Here is a 21,357-nt window from a genome sequence, read left to right as displayed (position 1 = left end):
TTATATTTAAGACAATGGTGATAAAACTGTACGAGTGATTTCAAACGGAAGGAGACCGCCTTTTTCACTCTAGCTTGATGGATGAATTAATTAGATAACTTAAAACGTTGCCGAATTAAGTGAAATCATACAATCATACATTATTTTTATTATTATTCAAAAAGTTAACAATAAACCTTAATGCGGATGGTATGAATAAGCGATTAAACTCTCCCCACTATGCCACAATACGCATCAAGCAGGCTCAATCGTCTAATCATTTTTTATACCTGAATCGCTGAGTTAACGCAAAAAAGTTAATGTAAGAGAGCGTAAATAGCGGGAGGTTAAAAAGAGGGGGCAATAAAAAATCCTCCGCAATCTCCTATCGCAGAGGATTCCACTTACAGGTTGGTTTATTGTTTCAATCCCATGGCATCGCGCATGGTAAAGAACAAATCGGTTTGGTCAGTTAACCCCATGACGTTAGCGGCATGTGGGCCATACGCTGCAACGCGTAACTGTGCGCCGGTGTGCTCTTGTGAATCTTCTTCTTCAGAGTTACCGTAGTTAACCACCATGACGGAACCATCTTTTGTGATCAATGCTTGTGTTAACCCAGTAGACTTGGTTCCTTCAGGGATAATTTGGCTGGAGTGCGCGTGGTCAGCAGTGACAATCACCAATGTATCACCGTGTTTTTTCGCAAACTCTAAGCCAACTTGTACGGCTTCATCCAAAGCTACCGTCTCACCAATTTGGCCACATGGATTAGCCATATGATCTTGTTTATCAATCGAAGCACTTTCAACTTGCAAGAAGAAACCATTCGGGTTGACTTGCAACAGATCGATTGCTTTTTGTGTCATTTGAGCCAATGTCGGTGCATTTGGATCTAGCTTAGCGTTCGGTTTGCACTCAAGCGGTGGATTATTGATATTGCCATAATGCGTTGCTTTAGGACCTTCCCAAGCAACCGCCATATTGCCATCATGGAATAGGCCTAAAACAGGTTTATCTTGGTTTGCAACAGTAACCGCATCTAAGGATTTCGCATCACGCACGATATTGAAACCACGCTCCTTTGCTTGCTCCTCTAGCGTTTTACCTTTGTACTCACCGGCTTTCGCCACTTGTTTAAAGCTTTTCGCACCACCACCTAATGTAACATCAGCACGGGTAACCAGCAGTTGCTCAGTGATTGAACCACGACCGCCATTCTCTAAGGCATTGCTCGCACATTTTGCGGAGGTTTCTTCTGGCCCATAACATTTACGCGCTGTGACATGGGAAAATTGCGCGGCTGGGGTCGCATCTTGAATTTCAGAGGTCGTCACGTTACCTGTCGCTTTACCATGGCGCTTAGCGATTTCAAGTAAGGTTTCATGGTCTTTATCAAACACATCAACACCTAAAGCACCGTTATAGGTTTTCACGCCAGAAGACCAAGCTGTCGCTGAAGCGGCTGAATCTGTTACGTAATCAGGTTTTTTCGTCTTTTTATCTAATGCGTAGTGAGTATATTGACCAGTAATAGGTAATGCGTCGATACCTTTAAAGAAACCGCCTGCCCCTTCTGCATAATTACGTGCCACCGTAATTTCAGAGTCGCCCATACCATCACCAATAAACAGAATGACGTTTTTCGCCTGCCCATTATGGAGCGCCGCTTTCATAATATCGGTTTGCTCTTGTGCTAGGCGACGAGCACCGCCAAATTTAGTGATATCACCTTGTGCTGCGCGATTTTGTGAAACCGCATCTGTCGGCGTTGCCGCATATACAGGGATAGCACTACCAAAAATCATTGTACTTACAGCAACAGCTAAAATCGATTTCATGCAATGACCTGTCATAACCATTTCCTTGCCAATAATAAAAAGAAATTAAATATGTAATTGCTTCAAATAATGACAGGCATGCTAATTGAGTCAGATGACAGTTGCATGACGCTTTTATGTCGAAAAAAAGATCATTGTCATTAAGAATAAAAAAAGCAGCCTAACGACACGGTGGCTGCTTCCATTATTGTTTTTCTTTGGGTCAATTAAATGACACTATTGTTTCGGTGGTTCCGCCATTAAGTAACGAGTTCCTGTATAGAGCGTTTCACACCAAGAGACATAATCATGTCCACTTGGTAGCTCAGTCGCTTCCACCTGATAACCTTTATGCTTCAATACATCCAATAATCGATAATGATTTTGAATGATACCGCCCCAACTACCACGTTGCTCAAATAGCCCCGCTTCAAGGTAAAAACGCAATGGTTTTTTCGACATCTGCTCTATTTCACGGATCAGCCACTCAGGCTCTTTTCCTTTAGGAGCCCACCAATAAGAGCCTGACATACTGAGTACATTGCCGAATAATTCAGGATGTGAGAGGGCGTTCCAAGTCGCGCCTAATCCTCCATAACTCGATCCGGCAATAATGGTTGACTGTGCAGGTGCTTGGATGCCTTTTGTTGCTAAGACAGGCATCAGCTCTTTTGACAGCATCTTCGGAAAATCAGGATTTGGTGGTAACTCGACGTTGCGGCGCTCGGAGCTAATGCTATCAAGGAACACTACATACATTGGTGGTATTGCGCCCTCCGACATCCACTTATCAAAAAAGTCAGCCATTTTGTATGTATGCAAGTAGGTTTGCCCATCTAATAATACCAACACCGATGGCTTACTCATTGCGACCGCAGGGCGATACAGATAAATCTGCCTATCATTATTTAACAGGTTACTGTGAAAATTAAATGATTCTAAGCGGCCTTTACGTTGGTGCCCCTCAATCTTGGCAAAGTCGCATTGACGTTTTTCTGGCGCTAATGACAATAATGAAAAGCGATTATAGCGATCCGTCGCAAATGACGGGATCCCATGCGCATTGAATGGATCGGCTTGTGCCGTCGCCAAAATCGCTTTGCGTTGCGCGAACCCACCTTCTGTCACTTTCGGCACATCAGGGGCGATTTTATATTGTGACAAAGTGTCTTTCGGAACGATAAAAGTGCGATACCAGATATCCGTATTCGGGATATGGGCCATGGTTTCATGATTCCCTGAAGGCGCACCTAAAATATAAGCATTGGCGGTTGCACCACGCCATAAAAAAGTGACCTTCTTTTGTCCTTTTTTGTACTCTTCAACTAAGGGGGTTCCCTGTGCTTTTACCTCTCGCCAAAAAGCGTCTGTCGTTTTCTCTTGTTTATGTGCATCAAGTAAAGCTTGTAATTTAGGGCTATCAATTTTATGTTCCGCTTCAATCGCTAATGGTTGATAGTCAGTTAAATTAAATTTGAGATGCCAAGGCTGCTCCGGTGCACCTTGTAAATTGAGGTAATATTGCCCCTGCTTGGGCACAATATAAGAGACAGAATGCGGCTCTGTTTGTGGTAAATGTTGTACTAACACGCGAATGGGTTGCTTATCATTCCCTGAAAGCACGGCTTCTGAAATACCATCCCCCTCTTGGCGAATGTACTGTTTATTTGAGATTTCAACCAGCAAACAGCTATGACCTTCGCTATTATGAATCCCCTCAATAGAAGGAGATAATTCATCCAAGCGAATACAATCTGGAACGGCTGCCATAGCTGCCGATGAAAGTAAGATACAGCCTAATAACGGTAACGATTTCACATCCATTTCCATTGAGAAAGAGTTTCAATAGCAAACATTACTATCAAATTAACATTTCAAACTCAATGATTACCATAATGTTTTTCCATAAATTGCTGGAATAATTGCAATGCACTTAATAGGCGGTGCCTTTGTTCTGGTGTTAAACGTAAATAACGGCGGATTGCTGGCATTCGACACACCATCTCGGAAGCGGTAAAAGGCTCTATTTCACAATGCCAAACCCCATCTTTGATCACTAAGTGAAAATAATTAAAGTCTAACTCTTCAAGTGTTTGAGCAATAATGGGGTACTCTTTCAATAAATTAACGACGGCTTGCCCTTCTTCATCCTTCGAGATGAAATGAACATGTTTTTGCTTTAAGCTCCCGCGGGTTTTCACCGTAATTTTTGCATTGATAGCTGAACCACAGCGCCCTGTCACAGAAAAACGGCTAAATACAATAAACGCCATAAATAAGGTTTTAACACGTTCAGTCACTCGAATAGTCAATGACGCCTGCGGGTGTATTAGGAGCTCCCCTGGAGCTCCCCATTCACATTGATACGGTAAAATATCACGCTCTACCCTATTCAAGGTTAACCCTTGTTGATAACCTGCTGGCAACCGTTTTTTATTTAAACGCTGCCAAATGTTGCCCTTAGGCGAGGTTGCGTAGTGGCTCAATTTTCACCCCCTTCAACTCTTCCTCAGTAAAGGTGCTTGATAGCACTTGCTCAACTGGAACAGGTTTAAATGGATTTACTTTCTGCACAAAGACAGTCCAAATTAAAGCGTAACTTGCTGTCAGACTTAACATAATAATAAAAGGAATGTAGACATCAGACTTATTCATTCCCGGCGGCGTAATATAAATAATCGCCAAGATAATGCCGACACTAGAAATAATTTGTGGAAGCGGGAAAAACGGTGAACGATAAGCGCGATGTAAATCAGGACGACGAATACGTAATAGAATAACCGAGATAGTCACCAATAAATACGCCGTTCCCCAAGAACATACTGCCGCTAAAACTAATGGAATGATCCGGTCTAAATCACCTTGGATCGCGAAAGTATGTAGGCAAGGGATCATCACCGCCACAAAAATACCAAATACTGGTGTTTTAAAACGTGGATGCAGGTAAGCAAAGATGCGAGGTAATGCGCCATCAAGAGCCATACCATAAAGGATCCGTGGCACCGCCGCCATCAATGTGTTAATCGTTGCACCACCCGCTAATAACAGCGCAATACCAATCCAATATTTACCAATATCCCCAAACACTTGCCCCGCGAAAGCAGGGATCGCCATTGGTGTTTCTAACAAGCTAACATTGTTCGCGGGATCAACAATGATGTTTTCAACTTGGTGTGTCATTGAAGCACCAAATAAGAACATACAAAAAGCCACACCACACAGCCCCGTTGCCATGGCGCGAGGAATAACTTTTGCTGAATTTTTAATTTCAGGGGCCATCGGTGTGACCAATTCACAACCGACAAACATAAACATCGCCATCCCCACAAAGCTTAACACGAGTGTTGGGTCTGAAATATTTAATCCAAGACCAAACCAGCCTTCAGCTGATGCATGGAATGGCATTAATAATCCGGCAATACCAAATATGACTAAAGTACTCCACATCGCAAACGTGAGCACCACTTCCACTTTACTGAAAGCTTCGATACCAAAGGCATTGAGTAGGCCGAATGTGATCACTAAGCCAACCCCAACCATCCAAGAAGTGTTACTGGTTTCCATCACGGTATTGAGACTTTCAAAGTTTACCAATGCCATGATACCCGACAGAATTGTCTCCGCCGTTCCTGCAAACACATGCACAATCAAATAGGCTGATAATGCCCCCGTAATTGCCCAAAAACGCCCCATACCACATGAAATATAATCATAGACAGAACCTGATGTTGGCAAAATCGCCGCTGCTTCAGAGAATGTCGTCAACTGAGCTTGCATCATGATAAAACTCAGCAGTACGGCTAACGCAAAAGTATCACCGCCGATCCCGAAACCGCTTGTCACCGTCAAGATGACAGGGCTTGCCATAATTACACCCACAGAGCTAGCTAGGGTCGTTGGAAACCCTACTTTCCCCTTTTCAATATGTGAGGTTAATTTTGAGGATATATTCATTTTGCTTCCCTCTCTTTCTCAGAACACAGTCATGATTGTGAATTTTTTGTAAAAATAGAGTGACTGCATTGCCACTATAGAAATAAGCATAATCTTGCCGCTATCGTCCTAAAGGACGATACCCATAGGGGGAGGGAATAAAGGGGATAGCCGCGAAAAGTACCGGATAAATTGCAAAAAAAAACAAATAACACATTAAAAATCAACAAATAACAGACAACTAGATTATTAATATGTTAATAAAGTAGTAACGAAAGATACAGATTGGCGAATTGAGTGAGTTGGCTTATCACCGATGAAGTTTAAATATTGTAATCAAGCTCACGTTATTAACATGTTTATTTTATGTTAACAAAAATTAGTTGCATGATAATGATTGGACCCACTACGGAAGGTAATATGATGAAGACACCCCCTTTGTGCTACCACCAGCGAACATTAATCAACTGTTGCTTGAACACAATTGCTCATATTATTCCTGTTTCGGCATCCGTTTATTACTTGGTGGATGATTTTTGGCAGCCTGATAACCATGTGCTCTATGGTATTAGCTCACGTATGCATCAAGATTATTTAAAGCATTTTTATCAGTTAGATCCGTTACACCCCGATAAATTCCGAGGTGATGATTTACGATTAGTCAGAATGGCACCTGACATGAAACAACAAAGCCAAGAGTTTTATAACGACTTTATGAGGCCAAATAATATTACAGATATGGCAGAGATTTTTATCCGTCGTAAAAACAAGATCATCGCAGGGATCTCCGTATTGCGGGATGCTCCCTTTCAACAACAAGAAGTTATGCGGCTTAACGCGATTTTACCTATTGCTGAATTAATGACTTTTGACATTTTGCCTGATTCTCTGGTTTCTTATACCCCAAAGGAGCAAGAGATCATTCACTTAGTCCGAGAAGGCGCAAGCAATAAACGTATCGCTTTGCAACTTGGGGTCTCACTGTCTACGGTGAAAACCCATTTACGCAATATTTTTACTAAGGCGAATGTCAGCAACCGCACAGAACTGGTTTCATCCGGTTTTATTATTCGCCAAGAAAAGATGCTGTGAGTGCTTAGACACAGCCCTTAATAAATTCATGGAAAAACCAATATATTTGATTCATTAACCATATAATTATTTGTTTATTTAATAATACAACTGGGAGTAAATGCATTGGCAACGCCCCTATTACATTGCTCTCCAAATAGGATTGAACACCAATGCATTTCATTCTTAAATAAATACGTTCACTATCACACTCAATGAAGTATTAGGCAAAGTCCTGTTATTCAACTAACGTAATTACATTAAGGGAAGTACTTTTCAACTAAGGCATAAATGATCGCAACCGTCTCAACATCCGCAATACCATCATAGTTTTCTGGTCTAAAGTGAAGCTGAAAAGCTCGAATTAACATTTTATAGCCATTATCTGTATTCGCTTTTGAAACGTCATACCCATAGCGTTTTAGCTTCTCTAAAATTTCTGCTTTTTCTGGTAATCCCCCGTTATATTTCTGCATATAACAAGATTTAGTCGCCTCATCATACCAAGCCCCAATTCCTGCATCATAAAGTTGTTTCCAAGGAAACGCTGCACCGGGATCACTTTTACGCCCATCAGGTGCAATATCCGCATGTCCGACAATATTGGTAGGAATAATATCAGGGTAACGTTCGATAATATTTAATGCTAATTGTTTGATTGCTTCAATTTGCACTTCATTATATGGCGGAAAAAGAAAATTCCCGTTGTTATCTTGAGCTTCATTGACAATTTCAATACCTATCGAAGTATCGTTCAAGTTAGTTCTACCAGCCCATGCACTCACGCCTGCATGCCAAGCTCTTTCATTTTCATCAACTAAATTAAAGACTCTCATCTCCTTAAACCCAGCATCTGTATACATTTTATCTGTTGGATCGGGAACTAAATAATGAGCACTTACAGCGGCATTTCCTGATAATGCATTAACTGAACCTTGAAAATTCAAAGCAGTGTAATGCATGACTAAAAACCTTACTCTACGATTAAAACCTTTTATTGAACGGTACGCATTGTAATCGACTTTTAACATTATCATGCCCTCATTGATACTGAATTAGCCTAACAAGGATAAAATTAAAACTGATTATCATCCCCTATTGTTGTCGGGATAAAACCAATATTAATTTCGCTGGAAAAAATAGTTCAATCTATCAGTGATATTCAGATGATTCATCTCAATTTATCAAATAGCTTTTTGACCATCTCTGCATTATTTAATGTAAAAAAATGCAATCGCTTGTTTTCTTTTATATACTCTCCGATGAGAAATTGAGTAAGCTGAATACCAAATACCCTATGGTTATTAATATTACTCGGTCTTATGTGTTTCTTTATCCATAATGGATAATCGATCGCATTATTTTTAAAAAACGACTCGATAAAACTAAAGTTAAGCATAGGCATCATTGATATTGTGATAGGAATATCATTCCCCAATTGCTTTTTCATATAAGAAAATGCATTTTTATTCAAACATAATTGACTAATAAGCTCTGTAACGCCTAATTGCAATTTTTTTCTTAGCCAATCAATTTCTATTTCAGGTGTGATACTCTCTTTGTGATAATCAGGATAAACACTGGATTTTATCATCACTTCAGGGTATCTCCTCCGAATAAAATCAATAAGTTCTATGCCATAATTAAATGGGAGTTCCTCATCAAAACGGTGTCTATCCCCCCTAATGACAAACAATTCTGTTATATCATTCTTCAAATACTCTTCAATAATAAAACATAACTCACATTCATCTTTATTATTAATCGCAATATGAGGAACCACATTTATATGAGTAAGGTTCTTTAATTCACAACACGTATTATAGGTATCTCGCCATTCAGTTTTACCTATCTCAGTATTCACTGTATAGAATAAGGGCGTTAGCTCTTCAGTATTTTTTAGCAAATGTTCTAATGTATTATCTATTTTAGACATAGCACTGATTTCAAAGCTCAAGGCTGTTTCCATATACATACCCTCGCTCTCTAACATTTCGCCACTAAAGCTTCACTCATTCATTAATCATAAGTAACAGCATCCCAAAAAACAAAACAATCGAACATTTAAAATAGAGGACATCTTATACCTTTAATCATTTTATTAAACGTTTATAGATGACTTGAAACACGGTTCCTCAACTCACTATTCTATAGAGAAAACACTGAATTATTTTAATTTTATATTCAATAACTTTATCCTTTTATTTAAATTATAGTTCATCATAGGAGAACAACTAAAATACTTCAACAAACAAAATACGCATAAAACGAGTGGTATTTTTCTATCAACTCAGTCATGGCGCATATTCACGAACTCATCGAACAGACAGAATCAATCAATATTTAATTGATTACGAGGTTGATATAGGAAATCAAACGATTAATTTCATTATTATTGATGCTTATTATTTTGAGAATTAAAAATGGTGATAGTGAACTCAGAAGATGAAGAGAATCATAAACCAAAGCATATATTAACACGTATAATGACTCATTATGCGTGTTAATATCAATAAAAAATGGTAAAAATCAATCCATTGATTTTCACCATCACCAAACGTAATTCAAATTAAATATACTCAAAAATTAATACACCACCACCACTCATATTACCTACCGATGCATTAGCCCTATTTTTTCCTAATGTCATACCAATATCTAATGTTTTATTTGTAATGCCTTGTAAAGTGGTAATTAACTGTTTTTTATTATCCACGGATAGCTCACCATACCAACCCGATGACGTGTTACCTAAATCTAAACTAGTACGAGTTGGATTAGCACTATCAATTGGTTTTGATGGTCGGTAAGTCACTTTAATATTGCCTGGATGAGTGCAACTAACCGTTATTGTTTTAGTCAAATTTTTACCTTCTGCTAATGACTGAGGTAATGTACCAAAATTAAAATCTAATTGAGTTTTATCGACTCGACACGTATTCACCACCGTGACATAAAAGTTTAACCTTGCTGAGTTTTTAGGCTGGATTAGCGCAACAGAACTTAACCATTTACTAGGTACCTCCGGATTCCTTACCCCAAACAAAGTTGTATCCACTTGAATAATATGCGGTGTACTTCTAATCGGTAAATTTGTATTACTAATTAAAGTTACTGCCGTTTGCCCACTAAAAGCCATCGGTGTATAAGGTACTGAATTGCACGTTGCACGCCCGACATTACCTGCACTTTGACCTATTTTTGCGTATTGAGCATTAGGATATCCCGAAATTGATCCCAAAGATTGAGGTAAAACAATTCTAAAATCAAATGCCTTCCGCGTTACAGGATCAACATATCTCACTGTATTTGGTACGATAACATACTGCACGTTAATTGAATTAGGAGAACCACCATAAGGAGCACAGGCACGAGTCCCCCAAGCATATTCTGTCATTCTCCCGCCAGAGCTACTTAAAATGGCATTCAACGTTAAGTTTACACCATTAAAATTAGCCCCTGTCCAAGTTGTATTTGCGGTAAACTGAGTGCCATTATATCCCATGACAGTCCAATCATCAGGGTCTCCAGCGGAGCTAATATTTGAAAAAGCAAATAATACGACCGGTAGTAAAGAAAAAAATTTTTTCATCATAAGACCTAATTCAGATTATAAATAACTCATCAAAATAGCCACCGTACTGTCAAAGCTACCTTCAGTTAATAGTGATTTATCAGGTGTAATTAAAGATGCACGAAGAATAAATGAGCCTTCTAGCTCATTACTCCCAAAAGGGATCCACTTATTTAAATCAAGATTAGTGTTTTCTTTTGTCAACGAAATTCCTAATCCCTCCTTTGATGTGCGTAATACATTATTACCTACCTGTGTATAAATGCCATATTTTGTCGGATATAAATATAAGCTCATCACTTTGTTAGCGGGTACTGAACTACCAGCGCAGTTATATTTAAGTTGAATATCTTGATAAGCAGTTCCACTCTCTACGTCAGAAAAATCAATGTTATCAAAGTTCACAAACAAGGGGGATTGATTATTATTGCCTAAAACGGTACAGACCGGAGCAACAATCGTTGCACTAATATTTATTCTGACATCTGCACGACCGCTATTAAAATCAGCGGCAAGACTCCAATTGGATAGAAACAATAATAATAAGAGTAACTGTCTTGTCTTTATCATATTATTTCCTCTTATTAATTATAATTAACCATAACACTTGCTGTGCCATGAATAGTGCCAGGTTTAGCGAAATCACCTTTAGTTAAAAATGCATTTAAAACTAATTCTGCTTTACTATCATTAGTAACCTGTACTTCTAAAGGTTGATTAAATGATATAGGCTCCCCACTCATGCTTTCTAGGCCGACAATGAGACCGGTTCCACCTTGCGTTTTCAAATAATCAACGCCATTTCGCCTATATACATTAGTAGAGTCTAATGAAATTTTTATAATCTTATTCATCAGTGTCGGCGTACAATTTTGAAATTCAATTGCAAATGATTTTTTATCCGAGATATTGCCACCGATTTCAATATAGCCTAATGAATAAGGTATGAATTGAACTGTTATATCTGATTGTTTAATTTCACACTTTTTATCAACTAAATTACCATTAAAATTAATAACCAATTCACTGGCAAAAGCGGGAGATACCATCAAGCTAAGTAATATGACCAGTATTTTTTTAATCATAATCTAGCTCCATAATCACTGCTCTACCCTTAATTTTTTTAGTCTGTAGATAAACATTATTTCTACCTGAGAATAGCTTCTGAGATGCCATCACTTGCTGATTACCTTCAAACACTTTCGCTTTTGCCTGTAATGGAATTTTTATATTATTATCATTAAACAAGCATTTATCTAACTCAATAAAAAAGAAACTTCCAACATATTCATTAGCTAAAATGACACACGGAGAGTACATTAAACTTATTTTAAAATTCAGTTTTCCACTTAATTCATTCATCTTCATTGCAGATGTCACATCATTCGAAGGAAAATAATTATTTTCCTCATACTGAGTGGCCATGCTACTAAATGAAATAAATAAAGTGTAAAACACTAAATAAAAATACTTCATTGCACTCTCACTTTGTTAGCTCTGAAATTTATTGTTTATCTGCTTTACAGACGGATGCATCACAGTTAAATGAAACTGTTGGCCTTCCGCCATAGTCGTTAATATAAGTAAGATAAGGCTTTTGAAAATGAGCAGTCTTGACTTGATAAGAACCAAAAGGTTCGATCATAAACGAATCAAAGGCACCATTTTCTGACTTATTTCTATCACCGGCTAAGCCTATCACGGTCAAATAAAAAGGTGATGTATTTTTAACCACATAACCATTACTGACAGATTGTAATTCTAAATCTAAAGCCCAATTGGTTTTTGCCTTATCTAAAATCGCCTCTGGGCGATAGAATAATTTAATTCTTGACTGTAATGCGACCTGCATAACATTCGGTTTATCACTTTTAGGCGGGATCTCTCTTAAATTAAAGTAATAAACAGACTCTCTATCTTTCGGTAACTGAGATACATCCGTCGTCGAGATTCGAATCATACTTTTTACGTTTGGTTCCAAACGTTGAACCAATGGTGTTGCAATTAACGGCCCTGTTGTTAATTTATTACCATCTTTATCATCAATCCAAGCCTGAGCTAAATAGGGCAAAGTATCACTTTGATTCTCAATATTAATAATAACTGGATTAGAGCTCCCTTCTACTATCGCTCTTGTTCTATCAAGAGAAACCGCGGCCATGCTGTTATGTGCTATAAATAATAGTGGAATTAACAATAATTTATATTTCATAAAAACTCTCTATTTCTCACAAATTAAAATAATTTGATTTACATTATCTAAGGTTGGTAAGGTCGTACTGCATTGTATTTTATTAGACCAGTTGATATTTAACTTTTCTTCTGATTGAACCGCTGTTAACCAAACTAATCCATTATCGCTTACAATCCCGACCTCTCGTCCTTTTTCATTTAATACCTGAGAACCAAATGGTGGTGACCCTGAGTTATCAGACATTTTAATCGTTGCAAATAATTTAAAACCTTTATCTGCACTTATTTTTCTATATCCAATAGCGCCTTCTGTTAAGGCGATATCATAAATTGTATTTGATGATTCAATATTATCTGGTAATTTACTCATATCCACATTGTAACTATTTTTATAATAGTTAGTCATGTTAGGAATAACGCCAATACCTAATCCATTCGTCACGGTTGTACCATTATTTAAAGGAACATCCGCGATATTATTTGTGTCTATCATTAACCTTGAGGCAGAAGAATATGATGAACTGTGTAAAGCTACACCATGTTGCGTCAATGTCACCCCACCATTGAGTCCTAAGCCTAAACTACTATCCCCTTTATCCGAGATAGACATATTACTATTGATAGATGCATAGCGTGTCGGTAAATCATACATTCCAGCAAGTGTACTTTGTTTTTTGGCATCTTTACCGTAGCTTGTCGATGCACTTATATTATAGTAGTCATTATCATCTGTTAAATTAGACACTGAAACACGCGAATTATAAGTATCGTTATATTTCATTGTATCAAAAGTATAAAACTGCTTACCAAATGGCACAGAAAGCATTAAGCTAATTTGGTCATCATATTTATTTTGATAATAACTTCTATTTGCTGATAATGTAATGCTTCCTCCCTGTAGTTTTAAGTAAGGAAGATTGATACTTTTACCTATATTAAGACCATATTGATGAGTTTGACCTCTATCCCAATATTGTTGCAATTGATAATTTAAGTTTATATTAAACTCACCTAAGCGCTTAGAAAGCGTTATTTGATAACGTTCTTTTTCGCTATCAACAACCCTATCATCTCTTAAATCTAAATATTGGGATAATGTATAGTATTTTCTATCAGTAAATCGATACCCTGCAAAAGTTAAGTCCATATCGTAGTCATCGAATGTTTTCGAGTAATTAACACTGTATGAGTTACCTGAAGGACTATCATGATCTAATTGTGCGAACGAACGCGTAATGTTCACAGAAAGTGCACCAAACCGATTCATAAAACGACCAACACCTAATGAAACCTGTTGATAGCCTTGGCTAATATCTGTTGCACCGTTTAACGACCAATTGTTATTTAAACCGTGAGAAGCCTCTGCTCTAAAAAAGAACACACCACGATATACCGAATGATCCACTTTTGTCGGTTGCCCCGCAGATACGTTATATCGCGTGGTGCCCGGACGCGTTAAATACGGAACATTCGAACTACTCACTGTAAATTGTTGTTCAGTACCATCCTGCTCAATAATTTTTACGTTAAGCTCACCACGAGTTCCACTGTTTAATGATTGAATCTTAAATGGTCCAGCAGGTACATTTCCATCGTGCAATACACGTCCGAGTTGTGTAATGACAACTCGCGCATTCGTTTTAGCTATACCTGTTATCTCTGGTGCATATCCACGTAACCTTGGTGGTAACATGGAATCATTAGTGAATAATGATAATCCTGTAAATTTAATTGGCTCTAAAATTTGTGAGGGGGTTGTACTCTCACCAATCACTAATTTAGAATCTAGCGCTTTTATATTTCTATATAAATAAATGGCATTAAATAAAAAATTACGTATTGTCGATGTTTTACCATTGGAATTTTGTCTTTGATAATTACCATAGTATTCACTACGTAGGCGCCATGCTCCCATATTGGCGCCAAGATATCCACTAATGGAAGCAATCTGATTCTTTAAGCTATCCCGATCACTATATTGATAGTTTGCATTATAGTCTAATAACAACCCACTGATACCTTCATCCCACAATGATTTCGGTAACCAGTTATTATCCATATATTCGAGATATAATTGTGGTATATTTAGCGTCACAGTGCCTTCGGATAAATTAGGGACAACACTGCCCCCTTTTAATGCCGAAAAATCAATACACGCCCCATCATTCCAATAGGTTAATTGGTCAATATACTTTTCTTTAATACCTAAGCTATTAATGTATGACTTATCAATGCACACATCACTGACAGAGGCATCTGTACTATCACCAATAATTTGAATAGGAACTGTAGACTGCGTCAATTGAGTACTATTTATAATGATGTTAAAGAAATAAGTTCCCGGTAGAATGAAATTAGGATTTTTAAATCTTGAGACGTCAATGTTAGCTTTATCTTCGCTATCAAGTATATCGGTATTAAACTCTACAGCGTAAGACACTTTAGTCAAACAAAGCATCGATACCATGAATATCGTTATTTTTTCTTTTGTTGATAACATCATAAATACTCATTAGATTAATAGTAATCGATATCAAATGTAATGATACTTGAGAATTCTCCTAATTGAGGCTTTAGCTTATCAACAACAATAACCTCAGATAAAAAGTCTAATTGCTGTTCATTAATCGATTTTGTTTTCCCAGATATTCTTTTTAATTTATAAATTGGGTAGTATTGATTAGGTTTAACAACATCGTTTCCACTTAATATATAAATAGCTAAACCATCGGCATCATTAAATTTAAAGCCATTAAAATTATTTGTTGCTGGACCTGTAAACTTTATTCGTACAGGCGATTTTTCATCATTGAAGTAAGAATTTGATAATTGGCAATTATTTAAAATTATTTTAAATGGTTTCTTTATCTTATTTTCTTCTAACTTGCTTAAGGCATAGGCACCAAAATCAATAATTTGGTCTTTACTCGTCAATTGAATTGAGCAACCAGAAGCGAGTACCTCTCCTTTTACTGTTGCCTGTCCCCAATTCATTGCAGCAAAGACTGGCATACTGAAAATAGGTGAGAATAACAGAGTAATAATCAGCAAGCTTTTCATAGTATTAATTTTTCAAATTATAGGCTCCTTCGCCTAATAGTGAAGGAGCCTGTATAACTTACTGGTATGCGATTTCGAAAGTAGAGATCGTTGAGAAATCACCTGCTGTTACAGCATTAGCACCCACCTTCTTAACGAAAGCAGAATAAGTCAATGTATTATCACCATCACGTAGGTTCAGTGCCGCAGGGGTTCCAAAAGTAATATCTTGGATACCAACTGCAACGTTTGCTGCGCTACCTGATGTTGCTAAAAGATTTTGACCTGCAATTTTGCTAACACCATCAAAAGTAATCGTTGCGGTCTTAGTAACTGTGACTGGGTTTTGTGGATCTGTATCGTCAATAGAAGTCAAAGAACAATTTTTCAGGTTCAATTCAAAATTTTTGTATTTTGAATCGCCCGCATTTAATTGGCTTAGAGATAGCTGACCAAAATCAACAACCGTTGCCGTACCGCCTTGACCCGCATCTAGGTTACAAGGAGTATCACGAACTTCACCTTTGAAAGTCACGGTGCCTGAGTTAACGTCTGCAAGTGAAGCGAAAGATGTGGTTAACATAGCCGCTGCTAATACAGCCATAGCTTTATTTAATTTCATACTATTTCCTATCAATGTTTTAAGTTTAATTATAAATTGAATAATAAAATTAAGACTATTTAATTACTCAACACAGATAAATATATCTGTATTAGAAAGCATTTTAGATAAAACACTTTCTAATACATAAAAATTCACGAAGTCCATCCCCATTAGCTATAAAGCTAAAAGGTTAATTTAATATATTAGAAAGACAATACAGCTAAAACTAGTTTAACTTTTATCTATACTATAAAGATTCTTTAAACAGAAATAGGTTATCATTTCATAACATGTAGTCTTTTGGCGTTATATGGCAATCATCAGACTTAAAGAATGACGAATATGAAATAAAGTCTAAAAATGACACATTCATCACTGATAGTATAAATGTAAAATCTGATAATGAGAGTGTATGATAACCTCTTTCATACCGTGAAATTTGCTGTTGACTTACACCTATTAATTTACCAAGCTCAGCTCCCGTTAACCCTTTTTTTATTCTAATCATTCTTATAAATTCACCAATTTCAGAGTTAATCACATCAAAATGTTCTTTTTCTTGTGAAACCATAAAACAATCTCTCTAGTGCAAGTATTTATCAGAATAAAAAAAATGAAAAACCAAATAGAAATAAATTATTAGATAATTAAATACTCTTTATTTGCATGTAATCTAACTCTTATCTATATTCGATTAAAGAAGTTTATTTCGATCGAACAAACCACTTACGATAGGTGAGGCCTATCAAGTGACGTAAATTGTTCGATGAATTAAATAATAATATAAATACAACTACTGGATTTTCACAACTAACCAAATGATTAAAAAGACTTTTTGAATAATACACTTTAAATGATTACTTTATATTTTAATAATCCCATTAAATTAATATACGTATATTTACCCATTATTATTAATAATAAATTTTTACATATGAAAACATTAAAAAATACGTATACCCATTTATCATGTTTTTCGCTAAAATAATTTTTTAGACAAAAACAAACTTAATAACATTATCGTAAATAAAATAACCAAAAGCAAAAACAACTAAAATGAGTTTCATTATTTTTTATAATATTTAAAATTAAAAAATAAACATTTTAATTGTCTTTATGATTATTTACCCCTACCATCAAAGCATTATCTACTAAATTATCTTGTATCTCACTCATCGATTTTTGTAAATTCAAGTAAACTCCCTTTTCGTGTTAATTTTTAATATGTTCCCCAAAAACCAACACAAAACCATATCGAGAATTTGTCGTTTGAGAGTTAATAGTGAATGCCGTTACAAATAACCTTCAAATCGGTTACCTGTACATTGATAACTCGCTCTTGCTAGGTGGCTTTTGAACGTGACACTGAAACTGAAATGAGTTTACGGCGATTTGATATCTATCTTTAGACTAAAAATAATTAATGGATAAGCGGTATCCTGCATCGTCTCACAATCAATATCAGAAAACGTTCTAACCTATCTAAAGGGCATTCTGTGCCCTACCTAACACTGGGTTATGTACGTAGTTAAGGCACTCTCTTCGAAGATTGTGATACCGACGTTACCAAGAGGAAAAAGATAACAAAAGCTCAGGGAGCACGGGTTTTCATGAGTGACCTCCACTGATAATTTTCTCCAGCCGAGTCTCAACGTTCCTTTAAGGCTAATGTTAGAAAAGCTGCTCCTGACTTTTTGGAGATAAAAAAAACCCAGCGTTAGCTGGGCAACCACTATAAAATTGACTCAAAAAATACTCGATACAACACGTCCAAATACAACTACTGGCAACACTGCATTGGAGGCATGCTGAATACAACAACATTAACAATTAATAACGAACCATGACCGACTTCAGTTCTGTGTAATGTTCAATAAACGCACTGCCGAATTCACGACCGATACCCGAGGATTTAATCCCGCCAAAAGGTACGGCAGGGTCAAGGAATGTGTGCATATTGACCCAAACGGTTCCTGCCTCGATACGTGAAATCATACGCATCGCCTTACTCAGATCGTTAGTCCAAAGGCTCGCGGCCAAACCAAATGGCGTACTGTTCATCTGTTCGATCAACTCTTCTTCATCATCGTAACTTAAGAAAGTACCCACTGGACCGAATGTTTCTTCTTTCATTAACGCATCATCTGGGCTGTTCGCACGGATAATGGTTGGCGGTACGAAATAACCCGCACCAGCTATCGGCTGACCACCGTAGACAATTTCATTGCCTTCTTTACGCGCTTTCTCAAATAACCCTAAAATCTTTTCATAATGGGCTTTATTCGCCAATGGCCCCATTTCGGTTGTTTCATCCAACGGAGAACCAATTTTCAAGGTAGATAAACGCTGTTTAAGCTGAGCTAATACTTCATCCATCAAAGAAGATGGGATATAGAAACGCTCCGCTGCCGCACAAATCTGGCCTTGATTGAGGTAACCCGCTTCAATAATGCCATCAACAATTTTTTCAACAGGCAGGTCAGCCAAGAAAGCCGCCCCATTCTTACCGCCTAATTCGAGAGTTACACGGGTGAGTTTCCCTTCCATTGCAGCTCGGCCTACGGCAAGTCCTGTGGGTACTGACCCCGTAAAGGTCACTTTCGAACATAATGGGTGACTAATTAACGCTGGGCCAACTTCACGACCACCGCCGTTAACAATATTAATAACACCATCAGGGATCCCAGCTTCTTTGGCTAATTCAACCACTCTCAGCATAGTTAACGGTGTAAATTCGCTCGGTTTTAAAACAATAGTACAGCCACAAGTCAGCGCCGCTGCCAACTTCCAAATGGAAATCATAATTGAGAAGTTCCACGGAATAATGCCGGCAACAACCCCTACTGGTTCACGCTGGGTAAAGGCTGAATACTGTTCACCTTTAAATGATGGTAGAGAGACATTCAGTGTTTCACCGCTAATTTTTGTCGCCCAACCTGCAAAATAACGTAAGAACTGAGCAGCAGAGCCAACTTCAAGAAAACGCGATAATTGGATGGTTTTCCCTGAACATAAGGTTTCTAACTGCGCCAGCTCTTCAAGATGTTTTTCGAGCAAGTCCGCTAAGCGATTGAGGCAGTTACCTCTCTCCATCGGCGTTGTTTTTGCCCAAGCACCACGAAAAGCGGTGTAAGCAGCCTGCATAGCAGCATCCACTTCGGCCTTAGTGCCTTCTTTCACTTTCGCGATAACTTGCTCTGTGGCAGGGTTAACGACTTCAAAGAAGGCATCCCCCTCACCGGAAACTGGCTGGCCGTTGATAAAATGTCCATGTTGACGTTGCAAAAACGCACTAACTTCCGGCAATAGGGCTAATTGATTCATCGTTATCACTCCACTTTTAAAAATAAATTATGCGTTTACACAAGCAAGATAATGCTTAACAAAACGCTCAGCGGTGATCTCCCATAGGACTTCAGTGCCTTTAGCAGCAAACCAAGTGTCACCTTTATGATATTCAACAGTCTTACCTGTTTTGACATCAGTCAGTTTGACTGAGCCTTCGTATACTGTCGCCATTTCATCAAATGGGTAAACCATTTTAAACTTACCTTTAGTACAGGCAAAAATACCACACGTTAGGTTATCTGTTGGCTCACCATGGATCATCGCAACGCTAGCTTGTGGGTCACCTTCAACAACCTCTGATCCTAAATTGGTTACACTACCAATATTCAGTAAATCAGGAAGTGGTTTGTTTAACAGTAGTGGACTAATCATGACTTCACCTTTTTATTTATTAACACGATGGTACAAAATAGTTGAGTTAGCGGCGCCCCTGCCAGTAACCCGATGTTTGGTGCATAATTTTTGCCAGTGATACGATGACATTACGCAGTTTGTCCTTACCAATGATGTTGGCATGAGGAATAGAACTCATTAAGTCATAACGGCTTGACCCTTCGACCATACCTTCTGCAAGCACTTTGCACACGATCTGGCTCGGCGTCACACCAAAACCGGAATAGCCTTGTACATAAAATACATTTTTATGTTGTGGCAATGTTCCTATTTGCGGGAATAGGTTCGCACTACATGCCATCGGTCCGCCCCATGCTAATTCGATTTTGACATCTTTTAGATAGGGGAAAACTTTTAGCATCAAATTACGGTTCCAAGCTTTTAGATCAGACGGGATATACTCAAGAAAATGCGTTGAGCTACCAAACAGCAGCCTGTTTTCTTTTGTCACTCGGTAATAATCAATGACAGGGCGAATATCACTGTAAGCACCACGAATAGGGCTAATTTGCTCAATGAGTTCTTCAGGTAACTCTTCTGTCATTAATTGATAAGCGTAGGTATTAATGGTTTTTGGGTAAATTGTGGGTTCAAGACCATTCAGGAATGAGTCACAAGCCCATAGCATTTTTTGCGCTCGCACAGATCCCATTGCCGTACGCACTGTGATGGTATTACCGTATTCCACATTGACGACTTGGCTGTTTTCGAAAATTTTCGCACCATAGACTTCGCTAATAGCTTTTGCTTCACCCAAGAGTAAATTCAAGGAGTGAACATGACCGCCGCCCATATGTTTGATGCCACAGGTATATGCATCCGAACCAATGATCTGTTTAAGATCAGAGCCTGAGTAAAACTCAATTTCCTCATCTGGATCGACGGCTTTAAAATCATTCAACCAACTGCGTAACGTTTTTTCTTGGCGTTTGTTACTCCCTAAGTAGGCGTAACCACGACAAAAATCGGCATCAATATTATATTTAGCAATACGGTCGCGCATGATCCCCGCCCCCATGTTGCTAAGCTTAAAAATAGTTTCTAAACCTTCCTTGCCAACATATTTTTTAATGGCGTCAATATCATGACCGATTCCCGCCATGACTTGTCCACCGTTACGCCCTGAACCGCCATATCCCAGATAACGCCCTTCTAAAATCGCGATATTGGTGATGCCTTTTTCACATAATTCAAGCGCCGTATGGATACCGGAAAAGCCACCACCAATGATCACAACGTCAACATCTAAGTCTTCTCTCAATGTTGGAAAACGTAGGTCATACTTTTTAGTAGCAGCGTAATAAGTTAATGATTCTACTTGGTTATTCATAATGGATACCCTATTTAGTATCTTTCGATAACCTCGATTATCTTAACCTTGCTTTAACATTTACATAGCCCTT

The 21,357-nt window shown here is 37.8% G+C and carries 19 protein-coding genes; 1 reads left to right on the top strand and 18 read right to left on the bottom strand.

Annotated elements, in window-relative coordinates; translation table 11 throughout:
• Positions 1–395: 395 nt before the first annotated feature.
• The 4 genes from phoA to PSE69_RS01815 form a co-directional block, all read right to left on the bottom strand.
• The gene (gene phoA, locus PSE69_RS01830) at positions 396–1,835 is read right to left on the bottom strand and encodes an alkaline phosphatase (protein ID WP_014656836.1); all 1,440 of its coding nucleotides are present in this window, start codon (positions 1,833–1,835) and stop codon (positions 396–398) included.
• 201 nt (positions 1,836–2,036) lie between these two features.
• The gene (locus PSE69_RS01825) at positions 2,037–3,623 is read right to left on the bottom strand and encodes an alpha/beta hydrolase-fold protein (protein WP_223854867.1); all 1,587 of its coding nucleotides are present in this window, start codon (positions 3,621–3,623) and stop codon (positions 2,037–2,039) included.
• Between the two features lie 56 nt (positions 3,624–3,679).
• The gene (locus PSE69_RS01820; protein WP_060560948.1) at positions 3,680–4,285 is read right to left on the bottom strand and encodes a DUF3156 family protein; all 606 of its coding nucleotides are present in this window, start codon (positions 4,283–4,285) and stop codon (positions 3,680–3,682) included.
• The gene (locus tag PSE69_RS01815) at positions 4,260–5,753 is read right to left on the bottom strand and encodes an APC family permease (RefSeq protein ID WP_004926576.1); all 1,494 of its coding nucleotides are present in this window, start codon (positions 5,751–5,753) and stop codon (positions 4,260–4,262) included. Before PSE69_RS01815 ends, PSE69_RS01820 begins: the two co-directional genes overlap by 26 nt.
• Before the next feature lie 399 nt (positions 5,754–6,152).
• Here PSE69_RS01815 and PSE69_RS01810 point away from each other — a divergent pair, with 399 nt between their 5' ends.
• A complete protein-coding gene (locus PSE69_RS01810; protein ID WP_014656840.1) occupies positions 6,153–6,824 on the top strand; it encodes a LuxR C-terminal-related transcriptional regulator in 672 nt (223 codons plus the stop codon).
• A 239-nt stretch (positions 6,825–7,063) separates the two neighbouring features.
• Here the strand turns inward: PSE69_RS01810 and PSE69_RS01805 are convergent, their stop codons facing one another.
• The 14 genes from PSE69_RS01805 to PSE69_RS01740 form a co-directional block, all read right to left on the bottom strand.
• A complete protein-coding gene (locus PSE69_RS01805; RefSeq protein ID WP_014656841.1) occupies positions 7,064–7,834 on the bottom strand; it encodes an N-acetylmuramoyl-L-alanine amidase in 771 nt (256 codons plus the stop codon).
• A 140-nt stretch (positions 7,835–7,974) separates the two neighbouring features.
• Positions 7,975–8,772, bottom strand: a complete 798-nt coding sequence (locus tag PSE69_RS01800; RefSeq protein WP_230088936.1) for a methylenetetrahydrofolate reductase — start codon at positions 8,770–8,772, stop codon at positions 7,975–7,977.
• A gap of 600 nt (positions 8,773–9,372) precedes the next feature.
• Complete coding sequence (locus PSE69_RS01795; RefSeq protein WP_101495259.1) at positions 9,373–10,395, bottom strand: PapG chaperone-binding domain-containing protein; 1,023 nt, start codon at positions 10,393–10,395, stop codon at positions 9,373–9,375.
• 18 nt (positions 10,396–10,413) lie between these two features.
• Positions 10,414–10,947 (bottom strand): fimbrial protein, encoded by a 534-nt coding sequence (locus tag PSE69_RS01790; RefSeq protein ID WP_004926558.1) that lies wholly within the window; start codon positions 10,945–10,947, stop codon positions 10,414–10,416.
• Positions 10,948–10,961: 14 nt separating this feature from the next.
• Positions 10,962–11,462: a fimbrial protein gene (locus tag PSE69_RS01785; RefSeq protein ID WP_004926555.1), complete on the bottom strand. Its 501-nt coding sequence runs from the start codon at positions 11,460–11,462 to the stop codon at positions 10,962–10,964.
• Positions 11,455–11,853 (bottom strand): hypothetical protein, encoded by a 399-nt coding sequence (locus PSE69_RS01780; protein WP_014656844.1) that lies wholly within the window; start codon positions 11,851–11,853, stop codon positions 11,455–11,457. Before PSE69_RS01780 ends, PSE69_RS01785 begins: the two co-directional genes overlap by 8 nt.
• A 28-nt stretch (positions 11,854–11,881) precedes the next feature.
• Complete coding sequence (locus tag PSE69_RS01775) at positions 11,882–12,589, bottom strand: fimbrial biogenesis chaperone (protein WP_004926549.1); 708 nt, start codon at positions 12,587–12,589, stop codon at positions 11,882–11,884.
• A gap of 9 nt (positions 12,590–12,598) precedes the next feature.
• Positions 12,599–15,073, bottom strand: a complete 2,475-nt coding sequence (locus PSE69_RS01770) for a fimbria/pilus outer membrane usher protein (RefSeq protein WP_272674916.1) — start codon at positions 15,071–15,073, stop codon at positions 12,599–12,601.
• A 14-nt stretch (positions 15,074–15,087) separates the two neighbouring features.
• On the bottom strand, positions 15,088–15,630 hold the full coding sequence (locus PSE69_RS01765) for a fimbrial protein (protein WP_004926542.1): 543 nt from the start codon (positions 15,628–15,630) through the stop codon (positions 15,088–15,090).
• A gap of 58 nt (positions 15,631–15,688) precedes the next feature.
• A complete protein-coding gene (locus tag PSE69_RS01760) occupies positions 15,689–16,231 on the bottom strand; it encodes a fimbrial protein (protein WP_004926539.1) in 543 nt (180 codons plus the stop codon).
• Positions 16,232–16,496: 265 nt separating this feature from the next.
• On the bottom strand, positions 16,497–16,784 hold the full coding sequence (locus PSE69_RS01755; protein WP_004926536.1) for a helix-turn-helix domain-containing protein: 288 nt from the start codon (positions 16,782–16,784) through the stop codon (positions 16,497–16,499).
• A gap of 1,259 nt (positions 16,785–18,043) precedes the next feature.
• On the bottom strand, positions 18,044–19,537 hold the full coding sequence (locus PSE69_RS01750) for an aldehyde dehydrogenase family protein (RefSeq protein ID WP_004926533.1): 1,494 nt from the start codon (positions 19,535–19,537) through the stop codon (positions 18,044–18,046).
• A 27-nt stretch (positions 19,538–19,564) separates the two neighbouring features.
• Positions 19,565–19,933, bottom strand: coding sequence for a cupin domain-containing protein (locus tag PSE69_RS01745; protein ID WP_004926531.1), 369 nt, complete (start codon positions 19,931–19,933; stop codon positions 19,565–19,567).
• A gap of 46 nt (positions 19,934–19,979) precedes the next feature.
• Positions 19,980–21,284, bottom strand: coding sequence for an NAD(P)/FAD-dependent oxidoreductase (locus PSE69_RS01740; protein WP_004926527.1), 1,305 nt, complete (start codon positions 21,282–21,284; stop codon positions 19,980–19,982).
• Positions 21,285–21,357: the final 73 nt, after the last annotated feature.

The organism is Providencia sp. PROV122 (assembly GCF_028482365.1).
GTDB lineage: Bacteria > Pseudomonadota > Gammaproteobacteria > Enterobacterales > Enterobacteriaceae > Providencia > Providencia stuartii.
Note: the sequence above shows the minus strand (reverse complement) of the source record. Positions and strands in the feature narration are given on the sequence as shown.

Excerpts from the sequence above, each read along its gene's own strand:
- phoA (WP_014656836.1), bottom strand. The coding sequence starts at position 1,835 with ATGACAGGTCATTGCATGAAATCGATTTTAGCTGTTGCTGTAAGTACA.
- PSE69_RS01825 (WP_223854867.1), bottom strand. The coding sequence starts at position 3,623 with ATGGATGTGAAATCGTTACCGTTATTAGGCTGTATCTTACTTTCATCG.
- PSE69_RS01815 (WP_004926576.1), bottom strand. The coding sequence starts at position 5,753 with ATGAATATATCCTCAAAATTAACCTCACATATTGAAAAGGGGAAAGTA.
- PSE69_RS01810 (WP_014656840.1), top strand. The coding sequence starts at position 6,153 with ATGATGAAGACACCCCCTTTGTGCTACCACCAGCGAACATTAATCAAC.
- PSE69_RS01805 (WP_014656841.1), bottom strand. The coding sequence starts at position 7,834 with ATGTTAAAAGTCGATTACAATGCGTACCGTTCAATAAAAGGTTTTAAT.
- PSE69_RS01800 (WP_230088936.1), bottom strand. The coding sequence starts at position 8,772 with ATGGAAACAGCCTTGAGCTTTGAAATCAGTGCTATGTCTAAAATAGAT.
- PSE69_RS01795 (WP_101495259.1), bottom strand. The coding sequence starts at position 10,395 with ATGAAAAAATTTTTTTCTTTACTACCGGTCGTATTATTTGCTTTTTCA.
- PSE69_RS01790 (WP_004926558.1), bottom strand. The coding sequence starts at position 10,947 with ATGATAAAGACAAGACAGTTACTCTTATTATTATTGTTTCTATCCAAT.
- PSE69_RS01785 (WP_004926555.1), bottom strand. The coding sequence starts at position 11,462 with ATGATTAAAAAAATACTGGTCATATTACTTAGCTTGATGGTATCTCCC.
- PSE69_RS01780 (WP_014656844.1), bottom strand. The coding sequence starts at position 11,853 with ATGAAGTATTTTTATTTAGTGTTTTACACTTTATTTATTTCATTTAGT.
- PSE69_RS01775 (WP_004926549.1), bottom strand. The coding sequence starts at position 12,589 with ATGAAATATAAATTATTGTTAATTCCACTATTATTTATAGCACATAAC.
- PSE69_RS01770 (WP_272674916.1), bottom strand. The coding sequence starts at position 15,073 with ATGATGTTATCAACAAAAGAAAAAATAACGATATTCATGGTATCGATG.
- PSE69_RS01765 (WP_004926542.1), bottom strand. The coding sequence starts at position 15,630 with ATGAAAAGCTTGCTGATTATTACTCTGTTATTCTCACCTATTTTCAGT.
- PSE69_RS01760 (WP_004926539.1), bottom strand. The coding sequence starts at position 16,231 with ATGAAATTAAATAAAGCTATGGCTGTATTAGCAGCGGCTATGTTAACC.
- PSE69_RS01755 (WP_004926536.1), bottom strand. The coding sequence starts at position 16,784 with ATGGTTTCACAAGAAAAAGAACATTTTGATGTGATTAACTCTGAAATT.
- PSE69_RS01750 (WP_004926533.1), bottom strand. The coding sequence starts at position 19,537 with ATGAATCAATTAGCCCTATTGCCGGAAGTTAGTGCGTTTTTGCAACGT.
- PSE69_RS01745 (WP_004926531.1), bottom strand. The coding sequence starts at position 19,933 with ATGATTAGTCCACTACTGTTAAACAAACCACTTCCTGATTTACTGAAT.
- PSE69_RS01740 (WP_004926527.1), bottom strand. The coding sequence starts at position 21,284 with ATGAATAACCAAGTAGAATCATTAACTTATTACGCTGCTACTAAAAAG.